Origin of the sequence: Micromonospora sp. NPDC049047 (assembly GCF_040649135.1) — a bacterium.
GTDB lineage: Bacteria > Actinomycetota > Actinomycetes > Mycobacteriales > Micromonosporaceae > Micromonospora.
Window position 1 is genome coordinate 298,221 of the sequence record NZ_JBEZEY010000006.1, and the last position, 22,619, is coordinate 320,839.

Annotated in this window: 24 protein-coding genes and 1 other RNA gene; 19 read left to right on the forward strand and 6 right to left on the reverse strand. The window is 69.9% G+C overall.

Annotated features, from left to right (window positions below; genetic code table 11):
* Position 1: 1 nt before the first annotated feature.
* The gene (locus AB0B86_RS13000) at positions 2-910 is read left to right on the forward strand and encodes an SWIM zinc finger family protein (protein WP_357417883.1); all 909 of its coding nucleotides are present in this window, start codon (positions 2-4) and stop codon (positions 908-910) included.
* Between the two features lie 4 nt (positions 911-914).
* Here the strand turns inward: AB0B86_RS13000 and AB0B86_RS13005 are convergent, their stop codons facing one another.
* A complete protein-coding gene (locus tag AB0B86_RS13005) occupies positions 915-1,172 on the reverse strand; it encodes a DUF3040 domain-containing protein (RefSeq protein ID WP_357417885.1) in 258 nt (85 codons plus the stop codon).
* 431 nt (positions 1,173-1,603) lie between these two features.
* Here AB0B86_RS13005 and AB0B86_RS13010 point away from each other — a divergent pair, with 431 nt between their 5' ends.
* Genes AB0B86_RS13010 through AB0B86_RS13030 form a run of 5 tightly spaced genes read left to right on the forward strand, consistent with a single transcriptional unit; the run spans position 1,604 to position 7,895 of the window.
* Positions 1,604-3,706 carry a DUF1800 domain-containing protein gene (locus AB0B86_RS13010; protein ID WP_357417887.1) on the forward strand — a complete coding sequence of 701 codons (2,103 nt, stop codon included), beginning with the start codon at positions 1,604-1,606 and terminating at the stop codon, positions 3,704-3,706.
* Positions 3,707-3,714: 8 nt separating this feature from the next.
* Positions 3,715-5,097 (forward strand): DUF1501 domain-containing protein, encoded by a 1,383-nt coding sequence (locus AB0B86_RS13015; RefSeq protein WP_357405938.1) that lies wholly within the window; start codon positions 3,715-3,717, stop codon positions 5,095-5,097.
* Positions 5,094-6,512 carry a ferredoxin reductase family protein gene (locus tag AB0B86_RS13020; RefSeq protein WP_357405940.1) on the forward strand — a complete coding sequence of 473 codons (1,419 nt, stop codon included), beginning with the start codon at positions 5,094-5,096 and terminating at the stop codon, positions 6,510-6,512. Before AB0B86_RS13015 ends, AB0B86_RS13020 begins: the two co-directional genes overlap by 4 nt.
* An 11-nt stretch (positions 6,513-6,523) precedes the next feature.
* Positions 6,524-7,123, forward strand: coding sequence for an FMN-binding protein (locus tag AB0B86_RS13025; protein ID WP_357405942.1), 600 nt, complete (start codon positions 6,524-6,526; stop codon positions 7,121-7,123).
* A gap of 49 nt (positions 7,124-7,172) precedes the next feature.
* A complete protein-coding gene (locus tag AB0B86_RS13030) occupies positions 7,173-7,895 on the forward strand; it encodes an FAD:protein FMN transferase (protein ID WP_357417946.1) in 723 nt (240 codons plus the stop codon).
* A gap of 263 nt (positions 7,896-8,158) precedes the next feature.
* On the opposite strand, the gene AB0B86_RS13035 is transcribed toward AB0B86_RS13030, so the two are convergent.
* Complete coding sequence (locus AB0B86_RS13035; protein ID WP_357417948.1) at positions 8,159-8,830, reverse strand: bifunctional DNA primase/polymerase; 672 nt, start codon at positions 8,828-8,830, stop codon at positions 8,159-8,161.
* Between the two features lie 250 nt (positions 8,831-9,080).
* On the opposite strand from AB0B86_RS13035, the gene AB0B86_RS13040 reads away from it, so the two are divergent.
* The 5 genes from AB0B86_RS13040 (at position 9,081) to AB0B86_RS13060 (ending at position 13,716) form a co-directional block, all read left to right on the forward strand.
* On the forward strand, positions 9,081-10,310 hold the full coding sequence (locus AB0B86_RS13040; RefSeq protein ID WP_357417889.1) for a helix-turn-helix domain-containing protein: 1,230 nt from the start codon (positions 9,081-9,083) through the stop codon (positions 10,308-10,310).
* A 16-nt stretch (positions 10,311-10,326) separates the two neighbouring features.
* The gene (locus AB0B86_RS13045; protein ID WP_357417892.1) at positions 10,327-10,899 is read left to right on the forward strand and encodes a flavoprotein; all 573 of its coding nucleotides are present in this window, start codon (positions 10,327-10,329) and stop codon (positions 10,897-10,899) included.
* 71 nt (positions 10,900-10,970) lie between these two features.
* On the forward strand, positions 10,971-11,843 hold the full coding sequence (locus AB0B86_RS13050) for a Nif3-like dinuclear metal center hexameric protein (protein WP_357417894.1): 873 nt from the start codon (positions 10,971-10,973) through the stop codon (positions 11,841-11,843).
* Positions 11,833-12,570 (forward strand): C4-type zinc ribbon domain-containing protein, encoded by a 738-nt coding sequence (locus tag AB0B86_RS13055; protein WP_357405952.1) that lies wholly within the window; start codon positions 11,833-11,835, stop codon positions 12,568-12,570. Before AB0B86_RS13050 ends, AB0B86_RS13055 begins: the two co-directional genes overlap by 11 nt.
* 3 nt (positions 12,571-12,573) lie before the next feature.
* A complete protein-coding gene (locus tag AB0B86_RS13060) occupies positions 12,574-13,716 on the forward strand; it encodes a bifunctional RNase H/acid phosphatase (protein ID WP_357417897.1) in 1,143 nt (380 codons plus the stop codon).
* A gap of 22 nt (positions 13,717-13,738) precedes the next feature.
* Here the strand turns inward: AB0B86_RS13060 and AB0B86_RS13065 are convergent, their stop codons facing one another.
* On the reverse strand, positions 13,739-13,987 hold the full coding sequence (locus AB0B86_RS13065; RefSeq protein WP_357405957.1) for a hypothetical protein: 249 nt from the start codon (positions 13,985-13,987) through the stop codon (positions 13,739-13,741).
* 264 nt (positions 13,988-14,251) lie between these two features.
* On the opposite strand from AB0B86_RS13065, the gene AB0B86_RS13070 reads away from it, so the two are divergent.
* Together AB0B86_RS13070 and mctP are read left to right on the forward strand one after the other, a co-directional pair.
* Positions 14,252-14,494, forward strand: coding sequence for a DUF3311 domain-containing protein (locus tag AB0B86_RS13070; protein WP_357405959.1), 243 nt, complete (start codon positions 14,252-14,254; stop codon positions 14,492-14,494).
* Positions 14,494-16,143 carry a monocarboxylate uptake permease MctP gene (gene mctP, locus AB0B86_RS13075; RefSeq protein ID WP_357405961.1) on the forward strand — a complete coding sequence of 550 codons (1,650 nt, stop codon included), beginning with the start codon at positions 14,494-14,496 and terminating at the stop codon, positions 16,141-16,143. Before AB0B86_RS13070 ends, mctP begins: the two co-directional genes overlap by 1 nt.
* A gap of 268 nt (positions 16,144-16,411) precedes the next feature.
* Here mctP and AB0B86_RS13080 read toward each other — a convergent pair whose 3' ends face one another.
* A complete protein-coding gene (locus tag AB0B86_RS13080; protein WP_357405963.1) occupies positions 16,412-16,870 on the reverse strand; it encodes a MarR family transcriptional regulator in 459 nt (152 codons plus the stop codon).
* Positions 16,871-16,924: 54 nt separating this feature from the next.
* Between AB0B86_RS13080 and AB0B86_RS13085 the strand changes: the two genes are divergently transcribed.
* The 5 genes from AB0B86_RS13085 to AB0B86_RS13105 all read left to right on the forward strand — a co-directional run bounded on the left by AB0B86_RS13085 (position 16,925) and on the right by AB0B86_RS13105 (position 19,804).
* On the forward strand, positions 16,925-18,157 hold the full coding sequence (locus AB0B86_RS13085; RefSeq protein WP_357417900.1) for an MFS transporter: 1,233 nt from the start codon (positions 16,925-16,927) through the stop codon (positions 18,155-18,157).
* An 80-nt stretch (positions 18,158-18,237) separates the two neighbouring features.
* Positions 18,238-18,552 carry a hypothetical protein gene (locus AB0B86_RS13090; protein WP_357417902.1) on the forward strand — a complete coding sequence of 105 codons (315 nt, stop codon included), beginning with the start codon at positions 18,238-18,240 and terminating at the stop codon, positions 18,550-18,552.
* Positions 18,553-18,619: 67 nt separating this feature from the next.
* A complete protein-coding gene (locus AB0B86_RS13095; RefSeq protein ID WP_357405969.1) occupies positions 18,620-18,829 on the forward strand; it encodes a DNA/RNA non-specific endonuclease in 210 nt (69 codons plus the stop codon).
* Positions 18,830-18,833: 4 nt separating this feature from the next.
* Positions 18,834-19,169, forward strand: coding sequence for an immunity protein YezG family protein (locus AB0B86_RS13100; RefSeq protein ID WP_357405971.1), 336 nt, complete (start codon positions 18,834-18,836; stop codon positions 19,167-19,169).
* A gap of 206 nt (positions 19,170-19,375) precedes the next feature.
* Positions 19,376-19,804, forward strand: coding sequence for a hypothetical protein (locus AB0B86_RS13105; RefSeq protein WP_357405973.1), 429 nt, complete (start codon positions 19,376-19,378; stop codon positions 19,802-19,804).
* Positions 19,805-19,903: 99 nt separating this feature from the next.
* Here the strand turns inward: AB0B86_RS13105 and AB0B86_RS13110 are convergent, their stop codons facing one another.
* Positions 19,904-20,665, reverse strand: a complete 762-nt coding sequence (locus tag AB0B86_RS13110) for a sulfite exporter TauE/SafE family protein (RefSeq protein WP_357405975.1) — start codon at positions 20,663-20,665, stop codon at positions 19,904-19,906.
* Positions 20,666-20,791: 126 nt separating this feature from the next.
* Between AB0B86_RS13110 and rnpB the strand changes: the two genes are divergently transcribed.
* An RNA gene (rnpB, locus tag AB0B86_RS13115) (RNase P RNA component class A) lies at positions 20,792-21,207 on the forward strand.
* A 235-nt stretch (positions 21,208-21,442) separates the two neighbouring features.
* On the opposite strand, the gene AB0B86_RS13120 is transcribed toward rnpB, so the two are convergent.
* Complete coding sequence (locus AB0B86_RS13120) at positions 21,443-22,306, reverse strand: hypothetical protein (RefSeq protein ID WP_357417904.1); 864 nt, start codon at positions 22,304-22,306, stop codon at positions 21,443-21,445.
* Positions 22,307-22,619: the final 313 nt, after the last annotated feature.

The window sequence follows — 22,619 nt, forward strand, 5'->3', positions numbered from 1 at the left end:
CGTGAGCACCGACCGGTTCGCCGACTACGGGCGCCCCCGCCGCGTCGACGGGGGTCTGCGGGCGCGCAGCGCCCGGGGCGCGATCGGCACGTCCTGGTGGTCGCGGCGTTTCCTGGAGGTGCTGGAGTCGTTCGCGCTCGGCACCCGGCTGACCCGGGGCCGGTCGTACGCGCGAGCCGGTCAGGTGCGCACGCTCGACATCGCGCCCGGACGGGTGAGCGCCGTGGTGCAGGGCTCCCGACCGCAGCCGTACCAGGTGTCCATCGCGTTGAAGCCGTTTCCGGCCGCGCTCTGGTCCCGGATCGAGGCGGAGTTGGCCGGCCAGGCGTTCTTCAGCGCCCGGCTGCTCGCTGGGGACCTCCCCGACGAGTTGGAGGAGCTGTTCGTCTCCGCCGGTGCGCCGCTCTTCCCGGCCAGCGTCGACGAGTTGACCCAGCGCTGCAACTGCCCCGACTTCGCGGTGCCGTGCAAACACCTCGCGGCGACGTTCTACCTACTCGCCGAGGCGTTCGACGCGGACCCGTTCGAGCTGCTGCACTGGCGCGGCCGATCCCGTGCGGAGTTGCTCGACGAGTTGCGGGCCCGGCGGGCCGAGGCCACCGGAGCCGCCCCCGCACCGGAGCCGCCGGGTCCACCGTCCGAACCGGACGGTCGAGAGTCGGCAGTGGCCGTTCCGGCACCCGTCGGCGCGGCCCGCGCGCTGGCCGGACTGCCGGCAACCACGCTTGCCGAGTCGGCGGACCGGTTCTGGACGCCGCCGGTGCCGCTGCCCGATCGGCCACCCCGATTGGCAACCGGCCCGGACCTCCTGCTGCGCCAGCTCGGAGCACCGGCGCCGGCCATCGGCGGGCCAGGACTGCTCGAACGGTTGCGCCGCGCGTACCGGGCGTTCGGCCCGGCCGAGCGGTGAGCCGTCACGTCCACCGGCGGCGGAACCGCCACATGATGGCGGCGTTGGCCACCAGCACCACCGCGCAGATCGCGCCGGTCAACCGGCCGGCGAACACGGCTACCGCCGGCAGCGACGCCCACAGCACGATGGTCAACAACATCAGATAGCGGCCCCTGCGGGCCCGGGCCCGGTGGTCCAACCGGGCGAAGAAGGCCGGGTCACTCTCCCGGAGCTGACGGGTGATCTGGTCGAACCTGCGCTGATCCTCTTTGCTGAGCATGGCGCTGCCTTCCCCTCACGCGTCCAGCGGTTCGGCGGCATACCCGCTGCTGCGGCGGCTCACGCTCACCCGCTGCTCCTACTTTTCCGCCACGCGAGTTCACCTCATGTCCGGCTTACCCGAACCTTAAGTTTGCCTGTGGTGGTGAACAGCGTGGAACGTGTCGCGTATGGCTCTGCGGTCGGGTCTGTGCCCAGCTGCCGCGCGTACGCCCTGCTGGGAAGGTCCGCGCCCGGCCACCGCCCGTCGCCCGCTCGCGATGCGGCACTGAGCGCTGTCTTAAGTGCCCTCGCGAGGGCGTTCAGCCCACCTTGAAGGCACCTGAGCGCTTGGTTACCTTGCCGTAGCAACCCCCTCAGGCAACAGTCGCCGCACCTGTCGCACCTGCCCGGTCGCAGCTTTCGGCGCTCATCAGAAATCGGGATTGGTACATGGCCGACCAGAATGTGCCACCACGTCGACCGCGGGACGACCGCGGTTGGGACGGACGCCAGCACCACAGCGCGGACGGCTACGGCGACCCCAGCACGTCCGCGCCCTACGGGTACGACTCGCCCCACCCCTACCAGGGCGGCTACCCCGCGCAGGCCGACCCGCGCGAGCAGTACGGCGACGGTTACGCCCACGCCGGACAGCCGGCCCCCGGCCCGCGCGGGCCGCAGTGGGTCGGCCCGGAGGGCCTCGGCCGGCCGGCGCCGGCGCGACCGGCGGGTGTTGGACTGCCCGCTCTGGACGATGACGATGACTCCGATCGCAAGGTCGGCCGGCGCAAGGCGATCGTCGCCCTCGGCGGCACCGCCGCCGTCGTCGCCGGTGGTGCCGCGCTCGCCATGACCCCGCAGTTCCGGGGCCTCTTCGGCGACGAGGCCGCGGCGGCTGGCGACGCGACCGGCAGCACGGTGACCGACGGCACCGCGGCGCGGCCCAGCGGCCAGCAGCCCAGCACGGTGCGTACGTACACCGAGCAGAACGAGAGCTACATGGGCTCCCGGGCCGGTGAGGCGCTGAAGAAGAACGCGCCCACCACCGGGCGGACCCTGTCCGGTCCGGCCGCCGCCGCCGCGGCGACCAAGGTGACGGTCAAGACGGTGCTGGCCAAGGACCCGATCCTGCACCTGGCCCGCCGCGCCACCTTCGGGCCGACGCCCGCGGTGATCGCCGACATCAAGAGCCAGGGCATCGACGGCTGGATCCGCGCCCAGTTGGAGCCGGACAAGATCGAGCCGAGCAAGGCCGAGCTGAAGCTCTCCGAGCTGCCCACCCTGAAGCTCACCCCGCAGCAGTTGCGCGCCCAGCGCGACCAGCTCAACGAGCAGGGCGCCCAGCCGGAGCGGGAGATGGTGGACGCCACCCTCGCCCGGCAGATCTGGTCCAAGCGCCAACTGTTCGAGGTGATGGTCGACTTCTGGAACGACTTTCTGCACGTCGCCGCCGACTTCGACGGCGGTGAGCCCTACCGCAACTCGTTCGACCAGGAGGTCGTGCGCCAGCACGCGTTGGGCAGCTACCCGGAGATGCTTGTCGCCGCGAACAAGCACCCCGCGCTGCTGATCTACCTGAACCAGAAGGACTCCCGCAAGGACGCGATCAACGAGAACCTCGCCCGGGAGAACCTCGAGCTCTACTCGGTGGGCGTCGACGGTGGTTACGGGGAGCAGGACGTCCGGCAGGCGGCGATGCTCCAGACCGGCCGCGGCATCGACCGGGACGGCAAGTACGTCTTCAAGCCGGAGCAGCACTACGTCGGCAAGGTGAAGATTCTCGGCTTCACCCACGCCAACGACTCCGCGGACCCGAAGAAGGCCGATGCGGCGATCGACGCGTACATCGCCTACATCGCGCTGCACCCGTCGACGGCGAAGTACGTGGCGCAGAGCCTGGCGACCCGGTTCGTCTCGGACACCCCGCCGAAGTCCCTTGTGGACCGGCTGGCCAAGACGTACACCACGAACAACGGTCTGATCAAGCCGGTGCTGATGGCGCTCTTCTCCGCCTCGGAGTTCTGGGCCGGCGTGGGCCAGAAGGTGCGCCGGCCGATGGAGTACCTGGTCGCCACGTACCGCACCCTGGGTGTCTCTCCGGAGGCGTCGCCGAAGCACAACAACGGTGACAGCAAGCGCACCCCGTACGCCCGGGGCCTGCGGCAGATCCACGACAAGCTGCGCGAGCTGGGCCACTACCCGATGGGGCAGCCCACCCCGGACGGCTACCCGGACGTGTACGTCGCCTGGACGTCGGCCGGCACCATGGTCAACGGCTGGAACGAGGCCGGCGAGATCATCGCCGGTTTCCGCACCACCTTCACGTACACGGCGCCGGAGAAGCTGATCGCCGCTCCGCCGGCCACCGCCGGGGCGTACGTGGACGCACTCTCCCAGCGGCTGGTGGGTCAGAAGCTCAGCACGCGGGAGAAGAACCTGATCCTCGGTGTGGCCGGTGTGCCGGCGACTGCCAAGGTCGACGCCACATTCAACGGGGCCATCACCGCCGTCGCGCGGGCGATCCTCGCTTCCCCCCAGCACCACCTCAGGTGAGGCACCCGATGGAGAAGACTGTGTACAACTCTTTCCCCCTGCACCCCGAATGCCCCGACGTGCGACGGCTGGCCGACAACCCGGCCGAGGCGTTGCTGCGCGCGGAGGCGGACATCGTCGCCGCCGAGAGCGCCGCCGAGCGGGACCGCTACCGCACGCTGGAGAACCTGGAGGAGGCCCAGCAGGACGGTCGCGGCGTCACCCGGCGGACCTTCGTCGCCGGTGCCGCGGCCACCGCCACCGCCCTGGCCACCGCCCAGTTCGTCACCACGTCGGCGTCGTTCGCGGCGACCCCGACCGGCACCCTGATCCACGTGTTCCTCTACGGGGGCCTGGACGGGCTGAGCCTCGTCGCGCCGGACAACGACCCCGTGCTCGCCAAGGACCGTCCCGACCTGCTGCTCGGCAACGACTCGCTGGCCCTGGACCGGGGCTTCAAGCTGACGAGCGCGTTCAAGCCGTTGGAGAAGTGGCTCACGGCCGGTCAGTTGGGCTTCGTACCGGGCACCTCGGACCCGCGGCTGTCGCGCAGCCACTTCCAGGCCGCGGACGCCTGCAACCTGGGCGGCCTGCCGAACGAGACCGGCGGCCGGGGCTGGCTCGACGGTCTGGTCGACCACCTGGGCAAGGGCACCGCGTTCCGCAGCGTCGGCATCGGCAGCACGTTGCCCCGCTCGCTGGTGGGCACCAACGGCGCGCTGTCGCTGAACAACGTCGGGTCGCTGCGGCTCAACGGCGACCAGCGGTTCCGGGCGGCCACCGAGGCTGCCATCAAGGGGCTCTTCACCGGGATCAACCACCCGGTGGAGGAGGCAGTGCAGGAGGGCATGGGTGCGCTGGCCACCGCCCAGCAGTTGGCCGCCAAGCCGTACCAGCCCGCCGAGGGCGTCACGTACGAGGGCGTCGGCAACTCGTTCAAGCAACTCGCCCAGCTGATCAAGGGCGGCGCGAACGTCCGGGTCGCCACTGTCGGGATGGGCGGCTACGACACCCACGAGAACCAGGGCACCGCTGCGGGCGGCCAACTGCACCGCCGGTTGAACGAGCTGGCCAAGGCGATGGCTGCCTTCTTCACCGACCTCGGCCCGCAGGCCGCCGACGTGACGATCATGGTGTCCAGCGAGTTCGGTCGCCGGATCCGCTCCAACACCGGTGGCACCGACCACGGGCACGGCGGGGTGGTCACGATCCTCTCCGGCAAGAAGCTCGCCGGTTCGTTGCTCGGCAACTGGAACGGTCTGGACAAGCCGGACTCCGGTGACGTGCCGGAGTACAACAACATGTTCAACGTGTACGGCGCGGTGGCCCAGGGCCGGTTCGGGCTCACCAACGCGGAGGTCGAGAAGGTCTTCCCCCGCCAGAAGTACGCCCCGATGAAGCTGTACGCGTGACGTACCCGCACACTCACGCCGCCGGCCGTCGTACCGGGACCTCGTCCCGGCACGACGGCCGGTCGGCGCTACCCGTACCCCCGCAGGTCCCGGACCGGCGCGGACCCGGCGGCCGACGGCTGCTGGGCCTGCTGCTGCTCGTCGGCCTGCTCGCCAGCGTGCTGCCGTGGTGGCTGGGCACCCCCGCCGGTTCGCTGCGCAGCACCGCGGCCACCGTCACCGCGGCGGGCCGGATCACCGGTCTGATCGCCGGTTACCTGCTGCTTGTGCAGGTGCTGATGATGAGCCGGCTGCCGGTGTTGGAACGGTGGATCGGCGGCGAGCAGATGGCCCGCTGGCACCGTGACGTCGGCGCGACGCTGCTTGTCGCCGTGCTGGCGCACCTGTCGCTGATCCTGGTCGGCTACGCGGACCTGCGCAACCAGTCGATCCTCGCCGAGGTCGGCACGCTGCTCGGCGACTACGAGGACATGCTCTCGGCGTTCGTCGCCACCGGCCTCATGATGCTTGTCGGGTTCAGCAGTGTCCGGGCGATCCGGCGCGCGTTGCCCTACGAGCTGTGGCACCTGCTGCACCGGTCCAGCTACCTGATCCTGCTGCTCGGCTTCGGCCACCAGTTCACCCACGGCGCACAGTTGTACAAGCCCGGTCCGGTGCGTACCGGCTGGATCGCGCTCTACCTGCTGGTGGTCGCCGCCCTGCTCTGGGGTCGGGTGCTCGCGCCGCTGGCGTTCAACCTGCGGTACAAGCTGCGGGTCGCCGACGTGGTCGCCGAAAGCCCCGACACCATCTCCATCTACCTCACCGGCGAGCGGCTCGGCCGGCTGACGATGCTCGGCGGCCAGTACTTCCGGTGGCGCTTCCTCACCCGGGGCTGCTGGTGGCAGTCGCACCCGTTCTCCGTCTCCGCCGCCGCGAACGGCCGCTGGTTGCGACTCACCGTCAAGGTCGTCGGCACGCACACCGCGGACCTGCGCGAGGTGGCCCCGGGCACCCGGGTCTGGGCGCAGGGCCCGTCGGGCACCTTCACCGCCGCGCACCGGGTCCGCGAGCGGGCCCTGCTGATCGCCGGCGGCAGCGGCATCACGCCGATCCGGGCGATGCTCGAGGAGCTGCCGCCGGGCGCGGCCCTGATCTACCGGGCCCGCACCCCCGCCGACGTGCTGCTCAGCCGGGAGTTGGACTGGCTGGCGCAGGAGCGCGAAACATCGGTCTGGTACGTCATCGGCTCCCGCGACGACCCCGGCCCCCGCCAACTGATGAGCCCCGACGGGTTGCGGCAACTGGTGCCCGACGTGGCCCGGCGCGACGTCTACCTGTGCGGGCCACCCGGCCTGGTGGAACAGTCGGTGCGCGCGCTGCGCCGCGCCGGCGTGCCCCGACGGCAGATCCACCTGGCCACGTTCGAGTTGTAGGAAGGCATCCCATGCGTCGCGCGTTGCTCGCGATCACCGGCTTGGCGGCCAGCACCACCGCGCTCGTGGTGTTCAAGGGCTCGCCGGGCGCCACCCAGGTCGCCCAGAACCTGCCCACCGCCCAGCCGGTGAATCCCACCCCGCAGGACGTCGACCCGGGCACCGGCCCGACCGCCGACCCGGTGGCCGGGGCACCGACGCCGTCGGTGGCGCCCAGCGCGCCGGCGTCGGCCAAACCGAGCAAGAGCACCGCCCGGCCGCCCGGCAGCCCCCGCGCCACCACGAAGGCGCCGACCGCGCCGCGGACCACCACCAAGGCACCGCAGTCGACCACCCGGCGGGTCACCGGGCCGGGTGTGGACAACGAGTACGGGTTCGTGCAGGTGCAGATCGTGGTATCCGGCAACCGGATCGTCGATGCCGTCTCGCTGTCACTGCCCAGCGGCGGTGAGTCCGACATCCACAGCGACGACGTCAGCAGCAGGTACGACGGTACCGGCGGCGAGGTGGTGCAGAAGCAGAGCGCCAACGTCAACACCGTCTCCGGCGCCACCGAGACCAGCAACTCCTACAAGCAGTCGTTGCGGGGCGCGATCGAGCAGGCCTTCTGACATGCCGGCTGCGACGATCCGACCGGGGCTCTGCCGGGTCGAGCAGATAATGGGTACGGCGATCACAGTGGACCTGGCCGACGACCTGCCGCCGGCGACGCTGCGCGAGTTGGCCGACGAGGTCTTCGCCTGGATGCGTGAGGTGGACGCCCGGTTCAGCACGTACCGGCCGGACAGCGAGGTGTCCCGCTTCGACCGGGGCGAGGTGCTGCTGTCCGAGGCGTCGGCGCCGCTGCGGTTCGTGTTGGAGGCCTGCGCCGACCTGTGGGGTGCCACTGACGGGTTCTTCGACGCGTACGCCACCGGGCGGCTCGACCCGTCCGGCTTCGTCAAGGGCTGGGCCGCTCAGGTCGCCTCGGATCGCCTGCTCGCCGCCGGTGCCGCGAACCACTGCGTGAACGCCGGCGGCGACGTGCGGGTACGCGGCTGCGCCCCGACCGGGGCACCGTGGCTCGTCGGCATCCGGCACCCCTGGGACGCCATGGCGACCTGCCTGGTGCTCACCGGCACCGACCTCGCGGTGGCCACGTCCGGTGTCTACGAACGGGGCCGGCACGTGCTGGACCCGCGTCGGGGCGCCCCGGCCAGCGGGCTGCGCTCGGTGACGGTGGTGGGCCCGGATCTCGGTGTGGCCGACGCGTACGCCACCGCCGCCCTCGCCATGGGGGCCGCCGGTCTCGGCTGGCTTAACGGCCTCGACGGCCACACCCACGCGGTGGTGACCGACGACGGCCGCCAGTACCACTCCACCGGCCTCCCGGTCACCGACTAGCGGATCGGGCGATGGGTGCCGGCTGGGCGGGAGCCGGTCGGGCGTGGGCGGCCGGGGCGCGAGCCGGCCGGCCTGGTGCCGGCCCACCGGTGGCGTGGGTGGCTGCGTCGGGGCGGTTCGGTGCCGCCGGGATGAGGCGCCCTGCCGTTCGTGGACATCGTTCCCCCGTTCGTGGCGCGCGTCGGCGCCGTCTCCCTGTCAACGAGGACCGGCGCCCTGGCGACGCTGTCGGGCACCGGATCGAATCGTCGGCCGGGTCGGTCTCACATGCCCCTGCGGGGCAGTGGCAGGTGACCGGGGAGCAGGTCCACGGTGAGGGTCACCCCGGCGGCCCGCAGCGCTCCGATCACCGTGTTCTGCACGAGGTACGAATCGGGCAGTTGCCAGCGGGCCTGCTCGGGGGCGACCGCCCAGCGGACCGTGCCCTCCGGCAGCCGGGTGGGCGGTGCCGGGACCCACGAGCCCGGCCCGTGCCGGACCACGTGGAAGCAGTGCTCCAACTCGGGCCGGAGCGGGTCGCCGGGGCGGACCAGGAACATCCACCGCCCGGTGGGGGTGACCAGCACCGGCCCGCGTACGCCGGTGCCGGCCGGGTGGATCTGCACCGCGTCGAGCACGTGCCGGCCCAGGTGGGCGGGCACTTCCAGCACGTCGAAGGCCCGGCCGGTGGGCAGCAGCACCCCGTGCGGGCGGTTCCGCCACCAGGTGGCCACCCGGGCCGGGTCGGCGCTGGCGGCCAACTCCCAGTTTTCCAGGGCGGGGTGGCAGCCGACTGTGGGACAGCCGGCCCGCCCGCAGACGAAGCGACTGCGGGCCAGACAGGCCCCCGGGGTGACCTCCCACCCGTGTGCGGCGTACCGCATGGCGACCCGGCGCAGCCGGACTCGTTCCAGCGGCGACAGTTCGGCCACGCGCGGTCCGACGTTCCCCCACATGTGTGCCATCTCCCCTCGTCGGGCCCGGCGATCGCCAGGTCGCATGTCGAGCACCGTCACTGCCGTAACCCACGATCGTTGAGGTTGACGAACGGCTCGTGCAACTTGCACGAAAAGTACGAGTACTGGCTGTACGGCTGACGTACATCGTGTGCGACCAGCGAAAACCTGAAAGTGAACGACAGTCGCGCCGCACCCGCGGACATCGCCCCGGCTCGATCGGTCGGCGGCGGCAGGGGAGGATGGGCAGATGGACGAGCTACCCATAGGACGGCGAGTGGCTTACTGGCGGGGGCGCCGCAAGATGTCGCAGCAGGTCTTCGCCGACCGGCTGGGTAAGTCCAAGAGTTGGGTGGACAAGGTCGAACGCGGCGTCCGCCGGTTGGACAAGTTCTCAGTGCTCTACGAGATCGCCGACATCCTCCAGGTCGACGTGCAACTCCTGCTGGGCAAGGATCCGGAGCGGCGCACCGACGCGCTCAACTGCATCGACCAGATCGAGGTGCAGGAGATCCGGGCGGCGCTGGAACGCTACGACTCGATGAGCGCATACTTCGACGCGGTGCCGTGTCCGCCGCCGCTCGAGGACCTGCGCAAGGCCGTCAACCACGCCTGGCTCACCTACCAGTACGGGCGCTACGGCATGCTCACCCGGGCGTTGCCCAAGCTGCTGCGCGACGCGCAGGCCGCCGACGCCGCCTACGGCGGTGACCGGGCGCCCGAGGCGGCCCACCTGCTCGGGCAGGTCTACCAGATCGCCTCTTCGGTGCTGCGCAAGCTCGGCGAGTGCGAGCTCGCCTGGTTGGCCGCCGACAGGTCGATGGCGGTGGCCCAGCGGGCCGACGACCCGCTGCTGGCCGGCATCGCCACCACCCGGGTCTGCAACGCGCTCGTCGCGATGGGCCGGGCCCGCCCCGCGCTGGAGTTGAACGTCCAGATCGCCAACCGGCTGGCCCCGGGCGGGAGCAACGAGGTCACCCCGGCCCGGCTCTCCGTGTACGGGATGCTGCTGCTCCAGGGCGCGATGGCCGCGTCGCGCATCGGTGACACGGCAAGCGTCGACGACCTGATCAACTGCGCGCAGGAGGCCGCCACGCTGCTCGGCGGCGACCACAACCACTACTGGACGTCGTTCGGCCCGACAAATGTCGAGCTGCACCGGGCTGCCGCCGCGGTGGAGCTGGGTGACGGGGGCCGGGCCGTTGAGGTGCACCAGCTGCGCATCGCGGAGCCCGCCTTCAACGCCCTGCTGCCCGAACGTCGCGCCCATCACCTGCTCGACATCGCCCGCGGCTACGCCCAACTGGGCGACGTGGCGAACGCCGGCGAGATGCTGCTGCTCGGTGACCGACTCGCGCCGTCGGAGATCCGCTGCCGGCCGATCGCCCACGAGGTGATGTCGGACATCCTTCGTCGCACACGTGGTGCGCCGCCTTCTCCGGTAGCGGAGTTGGCTGAGCACATGGGAGTAGGGGTATGAGCGCGGAGCCGGTTTGATGGCCGGCTCGCCACAGCACAGCGCGCACCACCGCGTGCTCTACGTCATCGCCTGCGGTTCACCGCTGGCCCGGCACGTCGGCCGGCTGGTCGACAGTGCCCAGCAGGATGGTTGGGACGTCTGCGTGGTCACCACGCCGGACGGGGCGAAGTTCGTCGACCAGGCCGCGCTGGCCCGACAGACCGGCCACCCGGTGCGGACGCACTACAAGAATCCCGGTGACCCGGACGTGTTGCCACCCGCCAACGCCATGATCGTCTGCCCGGCCACCGTCAACACTGTGAACAAGTGGGCGGCCGGGATCACCGACACCCTGGCGCTCGGGCTGCTCGTCGAGGCGCAGGGCAAGGGCATCCCCATCGTCGCGGTGCCCTACACGAACGCCGCGATGGCCGCCCACCCCGCGTTCCGTGCCGGGGTGGCCCGGCTGGCCGAGTGGGGCGTCACAGTGCTCTTCGGTGACCACGTGATCGCCCTGCATCCGCCCGGCACGGGCGAGCAGCACCTGCACGCCTTCCCGTGGACGATGCCGCTCACCGCGCTGCACACCGTCTCCGCGAGCGCTGCCTAGCGCGCACCCGCCCGGTGCGGCCGGGCCGGGTGTCACCGCTGGACCGCCCCGCGCCGGTAAGCTGGCCCGCCGTGAGCACTAGCAGATCCGCCCCCACGGTGACCGACGTGGTGGCCGAGCTGGAACGGCGCTATCCACCGGCCTGGGCCGAGGAATGGGACCGGGTGGGCCTGGTGCTCGGGGAGCCGACCGCCCCGGTCCGCCGGGTGCTCTGCGTGGTCGACGTGGTGCCCGAGACGGTGGCCGAGGCGCTGGCTGCCGAGGTGGACATGATCGTCGCGCATCACCCGTTGCTGCTGCGCGGGGTGTCGTCGGTGGCTCCGACGACAGTCAAGGGTCGGATCATCCACCAGCTGATCCGGGCCGGCATCGCGCTCTACGCGGCGCACACGAACGCCGATGTGGCCGCCCCGGGTGTCTCCGACGCCCTCGCCGCCCGATTCGGGTTGACCGGGCTGCGCCCGCTTCAGCGACCCGCGCCCGGCTCGGCCGCGCACGGCGACGACCGGGGCTTCGGCCGGATCGGGGAGTTGCCCGAGCCGATGACTCTCGCCGAGCTGACCCGGCACGCGGCCGCCGTGCTCCCCGTCACGTCCTGGGGAGTTCGCGCGGCAGGGGATCCCGGGCGTATGGTTCGTACCCTCGCCGTCAGCGGCGGGTCGGGGGACAGCTTCCTCGGCGCCGCGACCGCCGCCGGGGTGGACGCTTTTCTCACCTCCGACCTGCGGCACCACCCGGCCGGCGAGCACCTCGCCGCCGATGGTCCCGCGCTGATCGACGCCGCCCATTGGGCGACCGAACGACCGTGGCTGGACGACCTGGCCGCCCTCCTGCGGGCGGCGCCGGGCGTCGAGACGCTGGTGTCCGACCTGGACACCGACCCGTGGACCGTGCACGCCGCCGCACCCGCTGTGGACGACAAGGAGCCCGACCGTGAAGGCTGACCCTCAGGTGCAGCGCCGCCTGCTCGACCTCCAGGCGATCGACACCAACCTCGCCCAGCTCGCGCACCGCAGGCGAACGCTTGCCGAGCGGGCCGAGCTGGAGTCGCTGGCCCGGGAGTTGTCGTCGTTGGAGGACGAGCGGGTCCGCGCCCAGGTGGCGGTCGACGACCTGGACCGGGACATCGCCCGGCTGGAGAAGGACGTCGAGCAGGTCCGGGCCCGCAAGGAGAAGGACGAGAACCGGCTCGCCGCCGGCACGGGCCCGGCCCGCGAGTTGGAGGCGCTCCAACACGAGCTGGTCTCACTCAACCGGCGCCAGGGCGACCTGGAGGACGCCGAGCTGGAGCTGATGGAGCAGCGCGAGACCGCGCAGGGCGTCCTGGACGGCGTGGAGCAGCGACTTGCCGACACCCGCGACAAGCGGGCCGCGACCGAGCAGCGCCGCGACGACGCGCTCGCCGAGATCGCGAAGGAGGAGGAGTTCAAGCGGGGCGCCCGTCAGCCGCTCGCCGCCGACCTCCCGGCCGACCTGGTCACCCTCTACGACAAGATCCGGGCGGACACCGGGTTGGGTGCCGCGCTGCTCACCGCGGGCCGCTGCGGCGGCTGCCGGCTGGAGCTGTCCGGTGCCGACCTGGCCCGGATCCGCAAGGCCGCCCCGGACGACGTGGTCCGCTGCGAGGACTGCCGGCGGATCATGGTCCGCACCAACGAGTCGGGCCTGTAGGTCGTGGCCCCGCGGGTGGTAAGCGTCGAGGCCGACGGCGGTTCCCGGGGCAATCCCGGCCCGGCCGGCTACGGCGCGGTGGTGCGTGACGCGGAAACCGGCGAGGTGCTCGCCGAGCGGTCCGAGTCGCTCGGCACCGCTACCAACAACGTCGCCGAGTACCAGGGACTCATCGCCGGGCTGACCGCCGCCGCCGAGCTGGGCGCCGCCGAGGTGGACGTCCGGATGGACTCCAAGCTGGTGGTCGAGCAGATGTGCGGCCGGTGGCAGATCAAGCACCCCGGCCTGCGGCCCCTCGCGGCCGAGGCCGCCGGGCTGGTGGGCCGGTTCACGGCGGTGCGGTTCGCGTGGATTCCGCGCGAGCAGAACCGGCACGCCGACGCGCTCGCCAACGCCGCGATGGACGCCGCCGCTGGCCGGCCCACGCGGACCCCGACGACGGGCCAACCTCCGGCGGCGACCGCGCCGGGCAGCGACCCGGCGACCGCGCCGGCCTCGTGGGAGCCACGGCCGACCTTCACCGCCACCCGGCTGATCCTGGTCCGGCACGGCGAAACCGAGTACACCGAGCAGCGCCGCTACTCCGGGCGCGGCGACGTGCCACTCTCCGCGAAGGGCCGGGCCCAGGCCCTGGCCACCGGCGCCCGGGTGGCCGCGCTGGCCCCGTCCGTCGCGGCAGTGGTCAGCTCACCGCTGTCCCGGTGTACGGCCACCGCGGCGGCGATCACCGCAGCGCTCGGCGGCGACGTGCCGGTCCGCACCGAGGACGACCTGATCGAGTGCGACTTCGGTCAGTGGGAGGGGCGGACCTTCGCCGAGGTGCGCGAGCAGTGGCCGGGGGAGATGGACGCCTGGCTCGCCTCACCCCGGATCGCCCCGCCGGACGGCGAGTCGTTCACCCACGTCGCGGAACGCGCCCAACGTGTCATGGCAGGGCTGCTCACCGCGTACCCCGGGGAGACAGTGGTGGTCGTCTCGCACGTCTCGCCGATCAAGCTGGTGCTGCGCGACGCCCTCGCGGCCGGCGACGGGTTCCTGCATCGGCTCTTCCTGGACGCGGCCGGCATCTCGGTGCTCGACAGGTGGCCCGACGGCGGCGTGGCCGTGCGGACGGTCAACGACACCGCCCACCTCGCCGCGCTCTGATCCTGGCTGGTGGTGGCCGGGCCTACCGGCTCGGCCCGTCAACCGATCGAGCCGGTGGCCCGGTGGCGTCGCTCCGGTCGCCGGCCACGTGACCCACCCACCGGAACAGGTAAACCGCCGGCATGGCGAGACCGAGACCGAGCAGCGCCATCGCGATCCGGATCAGACCTGGCATCTCGCCGTCGAGCGCGAGGCGGCCCAGTAGCAGGACCACGGGGGCGAACCCGACCAGCAGGAGCGCGCGGTTGGCCCGGGGGGACCGCCGGCTCACCGCGGCGCGTCCGCGTCGCCGGTGTCGACCGCGCGACCCGGCCCGGAAAGTGCGCATCTCGACACGTAATCACCTCACAACCGTTTGTGGTCACAGGCTAGCGACCAGGGGCGGTCCGCGCTGTCCCGTGCGGGCGGCCGTCATTCGGCGCACCGCACTCGCCGCTCGGCGCACGATTCGACGCCCGGGACACGTGACGGCCGTCACGGAGTCGTAGCCTCCGGCCGTTATATCGAGAGCTACGACTCCCCGGAGGTGTGTCAGATGGCTACACCGGAACCGGAGGCGCCCACCACGGCGCCGGCCAGGGCGAAGGACCACAGCCCCTGGAACTGGTTGCTCTTCATCCCGATCGTGGTGCCGCTGATCCCGGTCTTCTTCAATGGCGACTCGCCCCGGTTTCTCGGTTTCCCACGCTTCTACTGGCTGCAACTGGCGTACATCCTGCTTGGTGTCTCCACCACGACGCTTGTCTACCAGATGACGAAAAAGCGGGGAGGCCGCTGATGTGGCGCGACCATCTCACCGAGATCATCGTCTTTTCGTTCCTCTTTCTGCTGGTGAGCGTGATGGGCTTCGTGGCCGCCCGGTGGCGGGCACCGAAGGACATGGCGCACCTTGACGAGTGGGGGCTGGGCGGGCGCAGCTTCGGCGGTTGGATCACCTGGTTCCTGGTCGGTGGTGACCTCTACACCGCGTACACCTTCGTGGCGGTGCCGGCGTTGATGTTCGGCGCCGGAGCGGCCGGATTCTTCGCCGTGCCGTACACCATCGTGATCTACCCGATGGTGTTCCTGGTGCTGGTCCGGCTCTGGTCGGTGTCGCACCGGCACGGGTTCGTCACGCCTGCCGACTTCGTCCGCAACCGGTTCGACTCGCCGGTGCTGGCCCTGCTGATCGCGATCACCGGCATCGTGGCCACCATGCCGTACATCGCGTTGCAGTTGATCGGCATCGAGGCCGTCCTCAAGACGATGGGCGTCACCGGCGACAACGCGGTGGCCCGACACCTGCCGATCATCATCGCCTTCGCGATCCTGGCCGCCTACACGTACCAGTCGGGGCTGCGCGCTCCGGCGCTCATCGCGTTCGTCAAGGACAGCCTGATCTACATCGTCATCCTGGTGGCGATCGTCTACCTGCCGTACAAGCTCGGCGGCTGGGGGGACATCTTCGCCGCCGCCGACGCGAAGTTCGACGCCTCACCGAACCCGAACGACGGCATCCTGCTCAACGGCAACAACCAGCTTCAGTACGTGACGTTGGCGCTCGGTTCGGCGTTGGCGCTCTTCCTCTACCCGCACAGCATCACCGGTGTGCTGGCCAGCCGGAACCGCGACGTGATCAAGCGGAACATGTCGGCGCTGCCCGCGTACAGCCTGCTGCTCGGGCTGATCGCGTTGCTCGGCTACATGGCCATCGCGGCCGGCGTGAAGCCGTTGCCCGGCGCGAAGGAAGGCACTGTCGACAACAACACGATCGTGCCGTTGCTGTTCGACCAGCAGTTCCCGGACTGGTTCGCCGGGGTGGCGTACGCGGCTATCGGCATCGGTGCGCTGGTGCCCGCGGCGATCATGTCGATCGCGGCGGCGAACCTGTTCACCCGCAACATCTACAAGGAGTACCTGAAGCGGGACGCCTCTCCGGCCCAGGAGGCGAACGTCTCGAAGATCACTTCGTTGGTGGTCAAGGTCGGCGCGGTGGCCTGCATCGTGTTCCTCGACCCGCAGTTCTCCATCGACCTCCAGCTGATCGGCGGCGTGATCATCCTGCAGACGCTGCCGGCGGTGGCGCTGGGTCTCTACACCCGCTGGTTCCACCGCACCGGCCTGATCGCCGGCTGGGCGGTCGGCATGGGGTTGGGCATGTGGATGCTCTACCAGGTGGCCAGCCCGACGAAGAAGCACTTCGGTGGCTCGGCGTTCCCGCTCTCCGAGTTCGGGTTCGACACCACCAAGACGATCTACGTGGGCATCGTGGCGGTAGTGGTCAACCTGGCTGTCGCGGCGCTCGTGACGCTCGCGCTGCGGGCCGCCAAGGTGGCGGAGGGGGTCGACGGCACCACGCCGGACGACTACTTCGCCGACGAGGGCGATCCCCGGGTCACCCCGGGCACCGAGAGCGACGCCGCCTCGGCCCGCGAGCCGGTCGCCTGACCTCAGGTACGCGCCCGGGTGCCGACGTCCGTCGGTGCCCGGGCGGCACCACGCCATGCGACCGGAGTCGTGCCCGACTCGACCCGACCCGGCCCGGGCCGTCCGCGCTGCGGGCACCCACCTCCAAGATCGCGCTCGATCATTGTTCTAGTGGTGTCGGAGTGCGTGGGAGGGCACTACAACAGGGATTCTGCGTGATCTTGGCGGGAGGGCGCGTGCTGCGTGCCCCGCGCGTGTGTGCCTGCTTGCTGCGTGCGTCGGTGGGCGGTCAGCGGCGGCGGTTGCGGTTGACCAGGGCCTGGTTGAGGCGACCCAGCAGGCTCGCCAGGGTGGCCCGGTCCGCGGTGCTCCAGTCGGCCAGCATGTCGCCGTAGAGCCGGGTGCGGGCGGCCTGCACGGCAGCCATCCGTTGCAGGCCGGCCGAGGTGGGGGAGATGACCGTCCCCCGGCCGTCGGACGGATCCGGAGTGCGGGTGATCAGGCCGTCGCGTTGCAGGGCGGACACCTGCCGGGTCACCGTCGAGCCGTCCAGGTTGAGTCGGGCGGCGAGCGCGGAGACGTTCTGCGGGCCGGCGTCGGCCAGGTGGCGCAGGATGACGTACGCCGCGCGGTCCAGCACCCGGTGCTCGGCGGTGCCGGTGGCCCGCCGGGTGGCCTCGCCGAAGCGCATCAGCAGGGCCACCTCGGTCTCGATCTGGCCGAGGGTGCGCTCGTCGTCGTCATCCATAGCTGTATGATACAGGATAAGTACCTGTACGATACAGCTAATTGGGGAGTCGGAGTGGATCGGCGCACCGAACCGAACCGCAGTGCCATCTACGCCACCACACTGGTGGCCTTCCTCGCCATCGCCGGCATCGCCGTCGTCGACCCGATCCTGCCGGCCATCGGCGAGGCGATCGGCGTCACCGCCTGGCAGGTCGAGTTGCTGTTCACCGCGTACATCGCGGTCATGGCCCTCGGCATGATCCCGGCGACGCTTGCCAGCGGCCGCTTCGGCTTCAAACCGGTGCTCATCACCGGCGTCTCCGTGGTCGGCCTCGCCGCGATCCTCGCCTCGTTCAGTGACAACATCGTGCAACTCTCCGTGCTGCGCGGGGTCTGGGGGTTGGGTAACGCGATGTTCTTCGCCACCGCCATGGTGGTGCTTGTCAACCTGGCCGTCGACCGGGAGTGGGTGGTCGGCCTGTTCGAGACCGCCCTGGGCATGGGCTTTGCCGTCGGCCCGCTGATCGGCGGCCTGCTCGGCGAGATCAGTTGGCGGCTGCCGTTCTTCGTCTGCGGTGTCTTCATGGTCCTCGCCCTCGCCGTGGCCTCCCGCAAACTCCGCGAGCCCACCAACCGGCAGGCCCCGGTACGCGTCGGCCAGATCCTCGCCACCTACCGTCGGCCGGCGTTCATCGCCCTCTGCGTGGTGACCGCCGCGTACAACTTCGTGTTCTTCGTGGTACTCGGCTACACGCCGCTCTTCCTCGGTCTGGACGTCATCCCGCTCGGGCTCGCCTTCACCGGCTGGGGCCTCGGCCTGGCCGCCGGCATCATGGTGATCGGCCACCGGCTGGCCCACCGGATCGGCGCGGTACAGACCGTCGGCGTAGCTATCGCCGGGCTGCTGGTCTGCATGGTCCTCTTCGCCACCTCGCACAGCACCGCGGAGGCGCTCGTGGTGCTGGTGCTCGCCGGCCTCTGCATGGGCCTGGCCAACGCCAACCTCACCGACCTGGCGCTCGGCCTGGGCTCCACCGACCGACGGGTCGCCACCGGCGCGTTCAACCTGGTCCGCTGGGGCGCCGCCGCGCCCGCACCGATCATCTCCGGCAAGCTCGCCGAACACTCGCTGGCGCTGCCGTTCTGGGTCGGCTTCGGAGTGCTCGCCGTCGGCGTGCTGGTCTACCTGGCCTGCGCGCACCTGATGGCCGCCGGCTACGGCGAGCGGGTGCTGTGGTCCCGCTGGAACCGCACCGCCGCCGACAGCGAACACGCCGCCGAGGAGCCGGTCGGGGAGGCGTACTGACCGGGGGCTCGCTTCAAGATCCGCGCACTTTCGGGGAAACTGCTGCCTCAGCGTCGTGGGAGGCAGCAGTTTCCCTGTAGTTGCGCGGTTTCGGACGTCGGGGCGCGTCAGCGCAGGGCACGCTCGCCACCACGGGCGAAACCCTCAGCGACCAACTCACCGCCTTCGAGCAAGCATGTGCCGCCTACGAGGGCGCATGGGGTGACGACACCATCGGCACCTACATCGGCACCGCCTACACGGCGGTCTCGGCGTGGGCATTTGACTGCTGGCACAGCGTCGCCGAGGAACTCGTCTCGGCTGGCGATGACCTCGTCGGCATGGGCGAAGCCTACGAACAGGCCGAATCCGACATCCGATCCATGATCACCGCTATCGGTGAGGGCCTCAGCTAATGGGCCTTCAACTTCCCGGTGAGCTTGTCGGCCTCCTCGGCATGCGAGGGTCTGAACCTTGTCCCCGATGGACGCCAACCTCAACGGGGGTGCTTGGAAACGGATGGAAAACGCGTGGGCCCGCGCCCTCGACCGAGGCTCCTCCGTCGAGGTCCACGGCACTGTGCACTACGATTCGGACTCGGCCTCTCGAAGACCTGTCCGCTTCGAAATCGCCGAATCGGTCAATGGTGGGCCAATCGAGAGACACCGTTTCCGAAACCGACCAGGAGGCTGACCGAATGCTCACGAGCCGTGATGCCGAGTTCACGAACCGGATCGGTGGTGCCCTTCTCAGCGCGCTCCCCGACCGGGCGAGGTTGATCACCGCTCGGTGCGAGGCGGACGCCGACTACGCCTCGGTACAGCTGACCTTCATCAACGACGACGGTTCAGCGGGGCACTTCACGTTCGACAACGAGCCGGTCGACGCCAGCGACGAGGTCAACGAGGCGGTCATGGACTGGTGGGATGCCACGAAGAACGAAGGCAAGGCACCGTGGTACGGCGTGACCATGACGGTAGAACGTGACGGGAACTTCGACGTGAATTTCTCGTACGACCCGCCGCAGGACTAACAGCGGACCCCACCGTGCGGGGGAGCGCTGAGGCTCAAGCTCTCGAAGGCCGGTTCTCCTATGACCCCGAAGGTGGAATGTTTTGTGCCTACGGGATTGATCGTTAGGCGCTGGAAGAGCTGTAAGCACGAATGACGGTGGTCGCCCACCACGTGCGCAACCCCGAGCTGCCCTACCGGCGCCGGTTTTCGGCGCTGAGGTCTTGCGTGCAGCTGTACCGGCCGATCGGCTTCCACGCCACGCTGAACTTCCTGGAGGAGATCGCGGGGCCGTTTCAGCGCGACGAGGCGGCGTTGCTGCGCGCGTTGGACGCTCTGGTGGCGAGTCGTGCGGGCTGGCATGCCGAGCTCCGTGACTACGCCGCCGAACGGAAGCTCGCCAAGCGCCGTGGCCAGCGAAGCCCTCGCCCGACCGATCCGAACCCGAACGGCTTCCCCCGGTGCTGGTACGGCGCCCCCGGACAGGCTGCCCTACACGCCGTGCGGTACTGGCGTCGGCACGAGGCCCCTGCGCTGCTGGCAGAGCCGGACTCGACCACGTTGGACCTTGCCGCCTGCGTCACCGCATCCCTGAGCAGGTCGATGGACTGCCGGCGCGGTAGAGCCGCGTTTCGGACGCTCTCCCACCGTGCCTGAAGCGTAGCTACCTCATCGTCCTTGTCGATGACGTCCCCGCCCGTCCGCGCCGTCGGCCCGTCCGCGGGCGTCGGGGCGGTCGGGCGGCGGGCGGCCGGGTCAGTTCAGGGCACGCCAGAGCAGGTACAGGCCGATCGTCGTGCCGAACACCACGATCAGCGTCTTGAGCACCACCGACGGCAGCCGGCGCACCAGCCGGGCGCCCGCGTACCCGCCGATCAGGGTGGCCGGCGCGACCACCGCGACGGCCGCCCAGTTCACCGGGCCGAACAAGGCGAACACCACAAGCGTGGTCAACCCCACCACTGCGGACAGCAGATTCTTTATCGCGCTGACCCGCGCCAGGGTCGCGTCCAACACCAGGGCCAACCCGGCCACCAGCATCACCCCGAGCGCCGCCCCGAAGTACCCGCCGTACACCGCGCCAAGCGCGACCATCGTCTGCACCGCGACCGTCCGTCGCCGTGGTGACAGGTCCCGGGGATGACCGACCAGCCGGCGCAGCGGATCCTGGAAGGCCAAGACCGCGGTCGCGCCGAGGACCAGGAACGGTACGACCAACTCGAACGCGCGGGCCGGAGTGGCCAGCAACAGCAACGCCCCGAGGATCGTGCCGACGATCGTCGTCGGCACCAGCGTGGCCAGGGCGCGAGGGCGCGGCAGGTCCTGCCGACTGCCCGCCACACTGGCCACGTACCCGGGGAACACGGCGATCGAGTTGCTGACATTCGCCGGCACCGGGGGCAACCCGACAGCGATCATCGCCGGGAAGGTGATGAGCGAACCACCACCGGCCACCGCGTTGACAGTGCCAGCGGCGAGACCGGCGGCGAGCAGCAGCGCGGCGTGGGAGAGATCCATAGCCCCACGAGGCTAACTGCCGCCCGCCGAGATGGCTCCCCCGGCCGCCCCTGAGCAGCGTGATCTTGCCCAGGTGGGGCGGCAATACCGGCGGCACGTCCGTCGTTAGGATGAGAGCGCGACGGACGAGTCGACCGGGCGGTCGCGTCGGCGGGCTCCGGCCCGCCGCCGAGGAACGTCCGGACTCCACAGGGCAGGGTGGTTGTTAACGGCAACCCGGGGCGACCCGCGGGACAGTGCCACAGAAAACAGACCGCCGACCCCAACGGGGACGGTAAGGGTGAAACGGTGGGGTAAGAGCCCACCAGCACCCCGGGTGACCGGGGTGGCTTGGTAAACCCCACCCGGAGCAAGGCCAAGCAAGGGCCGTCACCGCAAGATGACGACCCGGCGCAGACGCTTGAGGGCTGCCCGCCCGATGTCTGCGGGTAGGCCGCTGGAGCCTGCCGGCAACGGCAGGCCGAGATGGATGGCCGCCGCCGGCGCAAACCCCTCGGGGTACGCGCCGCGCACAGAATCCGGCGTACAGGTCGACTCGTCCGTCGCCCACCAGGTCAGCCGCCCCTCACGACCCACGACGTTCAGATGTTGGTCTTCCGTCCCGTCTGCCATCGGCCCGCCCTCTTGGGGAGCGGGCCGGGCGGTGGTCTGCTCGGCTCAGGGGTCGATGACAGACAGCGGGATGGTCGACACCCTCACCCGCCACGGATCGTTTGGTCCGCCGATGTTGCTCACTGCTCTGCGTCGTTGATGTGGCTGCATCAGAGATGGCCGCCGTCATTTAGGGGATGCAAAGCAGACCAGCAGCGATAGCCTCCCATATGAAATCGAACCCTCTTGCTTGCTGCATCGCGAAGCGCCGTTCCATGGGTAAATGATGGCAGTGATGCGGCCAGACGACGGATGAGAGCAAGGAGTGGATTTTGGATCTGACCGATATTTGCTGACATCCAGGCAGTCTCCTGCCTCTAGGCGAACTTTGTCCTCAATTAATGGCCTGAACTCCTGAAAGCTTAGGAAAACGGCAAGGCTGGTCGCCAGCGTAAGTGCCGCCACGATGAGGGTGTTGCCCCGGGCGGGAGAACGTCCTGCCCAGCCGACGTAGGTGATGGCCGGGATCAGGAGTGCTCCAAAAGTGAATTGGAGAACTCCCTGCGATAGCATTAGCGGCGTCCAGTCAATGGTACTTGCCTGCCAGTAGAGCAGATTTGGCTCGGCGTACTGCGAAAGCTCTCTGTAGATGAGCACAACAAACAAGCAACCTGTAAGGATGAACAGTGATCCACTGGATATGAATCGGTAGATTGCTGTCTGTGGGTCCACGTTCCAGTTGGCTAGCACCTGAAATTCTGGATACGAATACAGCATCGCAACATATAGCATAGTCACGAGCATCATCCATGCTCCGATTATTTGAATGCCGGCCGATCTTTTGAAGGTGTGCCCTGGGCTGTTGGTCTCGAATCCGTGCTGCCCTGCGTGGTCGCCGTTCTGAATATACTCGATCGTCTCTACTGCAGGTTTTGCGGCTATCTGATGCGCAGGTCTACCGCCCTGCCGCATGGCTACGACCAAGGCCATGATTGCGACGGCCGCAGCGACGACTGATGAAATTTTGTCTGCCACGTCGAGCATGAGCACGAACGCAGTGTAGCCAAATACGACCGACTTGAGCTGATGGGCATTGGAAGATGGTGCTAGATGGAAGGGGCAAAACCCGCCTACCAGTAATAAAGGGGCAGTTCGAGCGTCTATGCAATTGACCGAATGCGGTGTGTGGCGAATGCAATATGGCAAAACAGGCGGTTTGTCGCAGGTTGTTGACTTGCCTGCAAGCGGGTTGACCCGCATCTACGGTGCGAACCGGAAGCGGTTCGGGCCTGGGTACGCGAGCGGATGGTGGCCTGATGAGGGCATGTCGAGGTTCGCTGGTACAAGACTGTTCACCACCCGG

What these genes read in the sequence shown, in the direction of transcription:
- AB0B86_RS13005 (WP_357417885.1), bottom strand. Translation starts at nt 1,172, where the DNA reads ATGCTCAGCAAAGAGGATCAGCGCAGGTTCGACCAGATCACCCGTCAG.
- AB0B86_RS13010 (WP_357417887.1), top strand. Translation starts at nt 1,604, where the DNA reads ATGGCCGACCAGAATGTGCCACCACGTCGACCGCGGGACGACCGCGGT.
- AB0B86_RS13015 (WP_357405938.1), top strand. Translation starts at nt 3,715, where the DNA reads ATGGAGAAGACTGTGTACAACTCTTTCCCCCTGCACCCCGAATGCCCC.
- AB0B86_RS13025 (WP_357405942.1), top strand. Translation starts at nt 6,524, where the DNA reads ATGCGTCGCGCGTTGCTCGCGATCACCGGCTTGGCGGCCAGCACCACC.
- AB0B86_RS13030 (WP_357417946.1), top strand. Translation starts at nt 7,173, where the DNA reads ATGGGTACGGCGATCACAGTGGACCTGGCCGACGACCTGCCGCCGGCG.
- AB0B86_RS13035 (WP_357417948.1), bottom strand. Translation starts at nt 8,830, where the DNA reads ATGTGGGGGAACGTCGGACCGCGCGTGGCCGAACTGTCGCCGCTGGAA.
- AB0B86_RS13040 (WP_357417889.1), top strand. Translation starts at nt 9,081, where the DNA reads ATGGACGAGCTACCCATAGGACGGCGAGTGGCTTACTGGCGGGGGCGC.
- AB0B86_RS13045 (WP_357417892.1), top strand. Translation starts at nt 10,327, where the DNA reads ATGGCCGGCTCGCCACAGCACAGCGCGCACCACCGCGTGCTCTACGTC.
- AB0B86_RS13070 (WP_357405959.1), top strand. Translation starts at nt 14,252, where the DNA reads ATGGCTACACCGGAACCGGAGGCGCCCACCACGGCGCCGGCCAGGGCG.
- mctP (WP_357405961.1), top strand. Translation starts at nt 14,494, where the DNA reads ATGTGGCGCGACCATCTCACCGAGATCATCGTCTTTTCGTTCCTCTTT.
- AB0B86_RS13080 (WP_357405963.1), bottom strand. Translation starts at nt 16,870, where the DNA reads ATGGATGACGACGACGAGCGCACCCTCGGCCAGATCGAGACCGAGGTG.
- AB0B86_RS13095 (WP_357405969.1), top strand. Translation starts at nt 18,620, where the DNA reads ATGGACGCCAACCTCAACGGGGGTGCTTGGAAACGGATGGAAAACGCG.
- AB0B86_RS13100 (WP_357405971.1), top strand. Translation starts at nt 18,834, where the DNA reads ATGCTCACGAGCCGTGATGCCGAGTTCACGAACCGGATCGGTGGTGCC.
- AB0B86_RS13110 (WP_357405975.1), bottom strand. Translation starts at nt 20,665, where the DNA reads ATGGATCTCTCCCACGCCGCGCTGCTGCTCGCCGCCGGTCTCGCCGCT.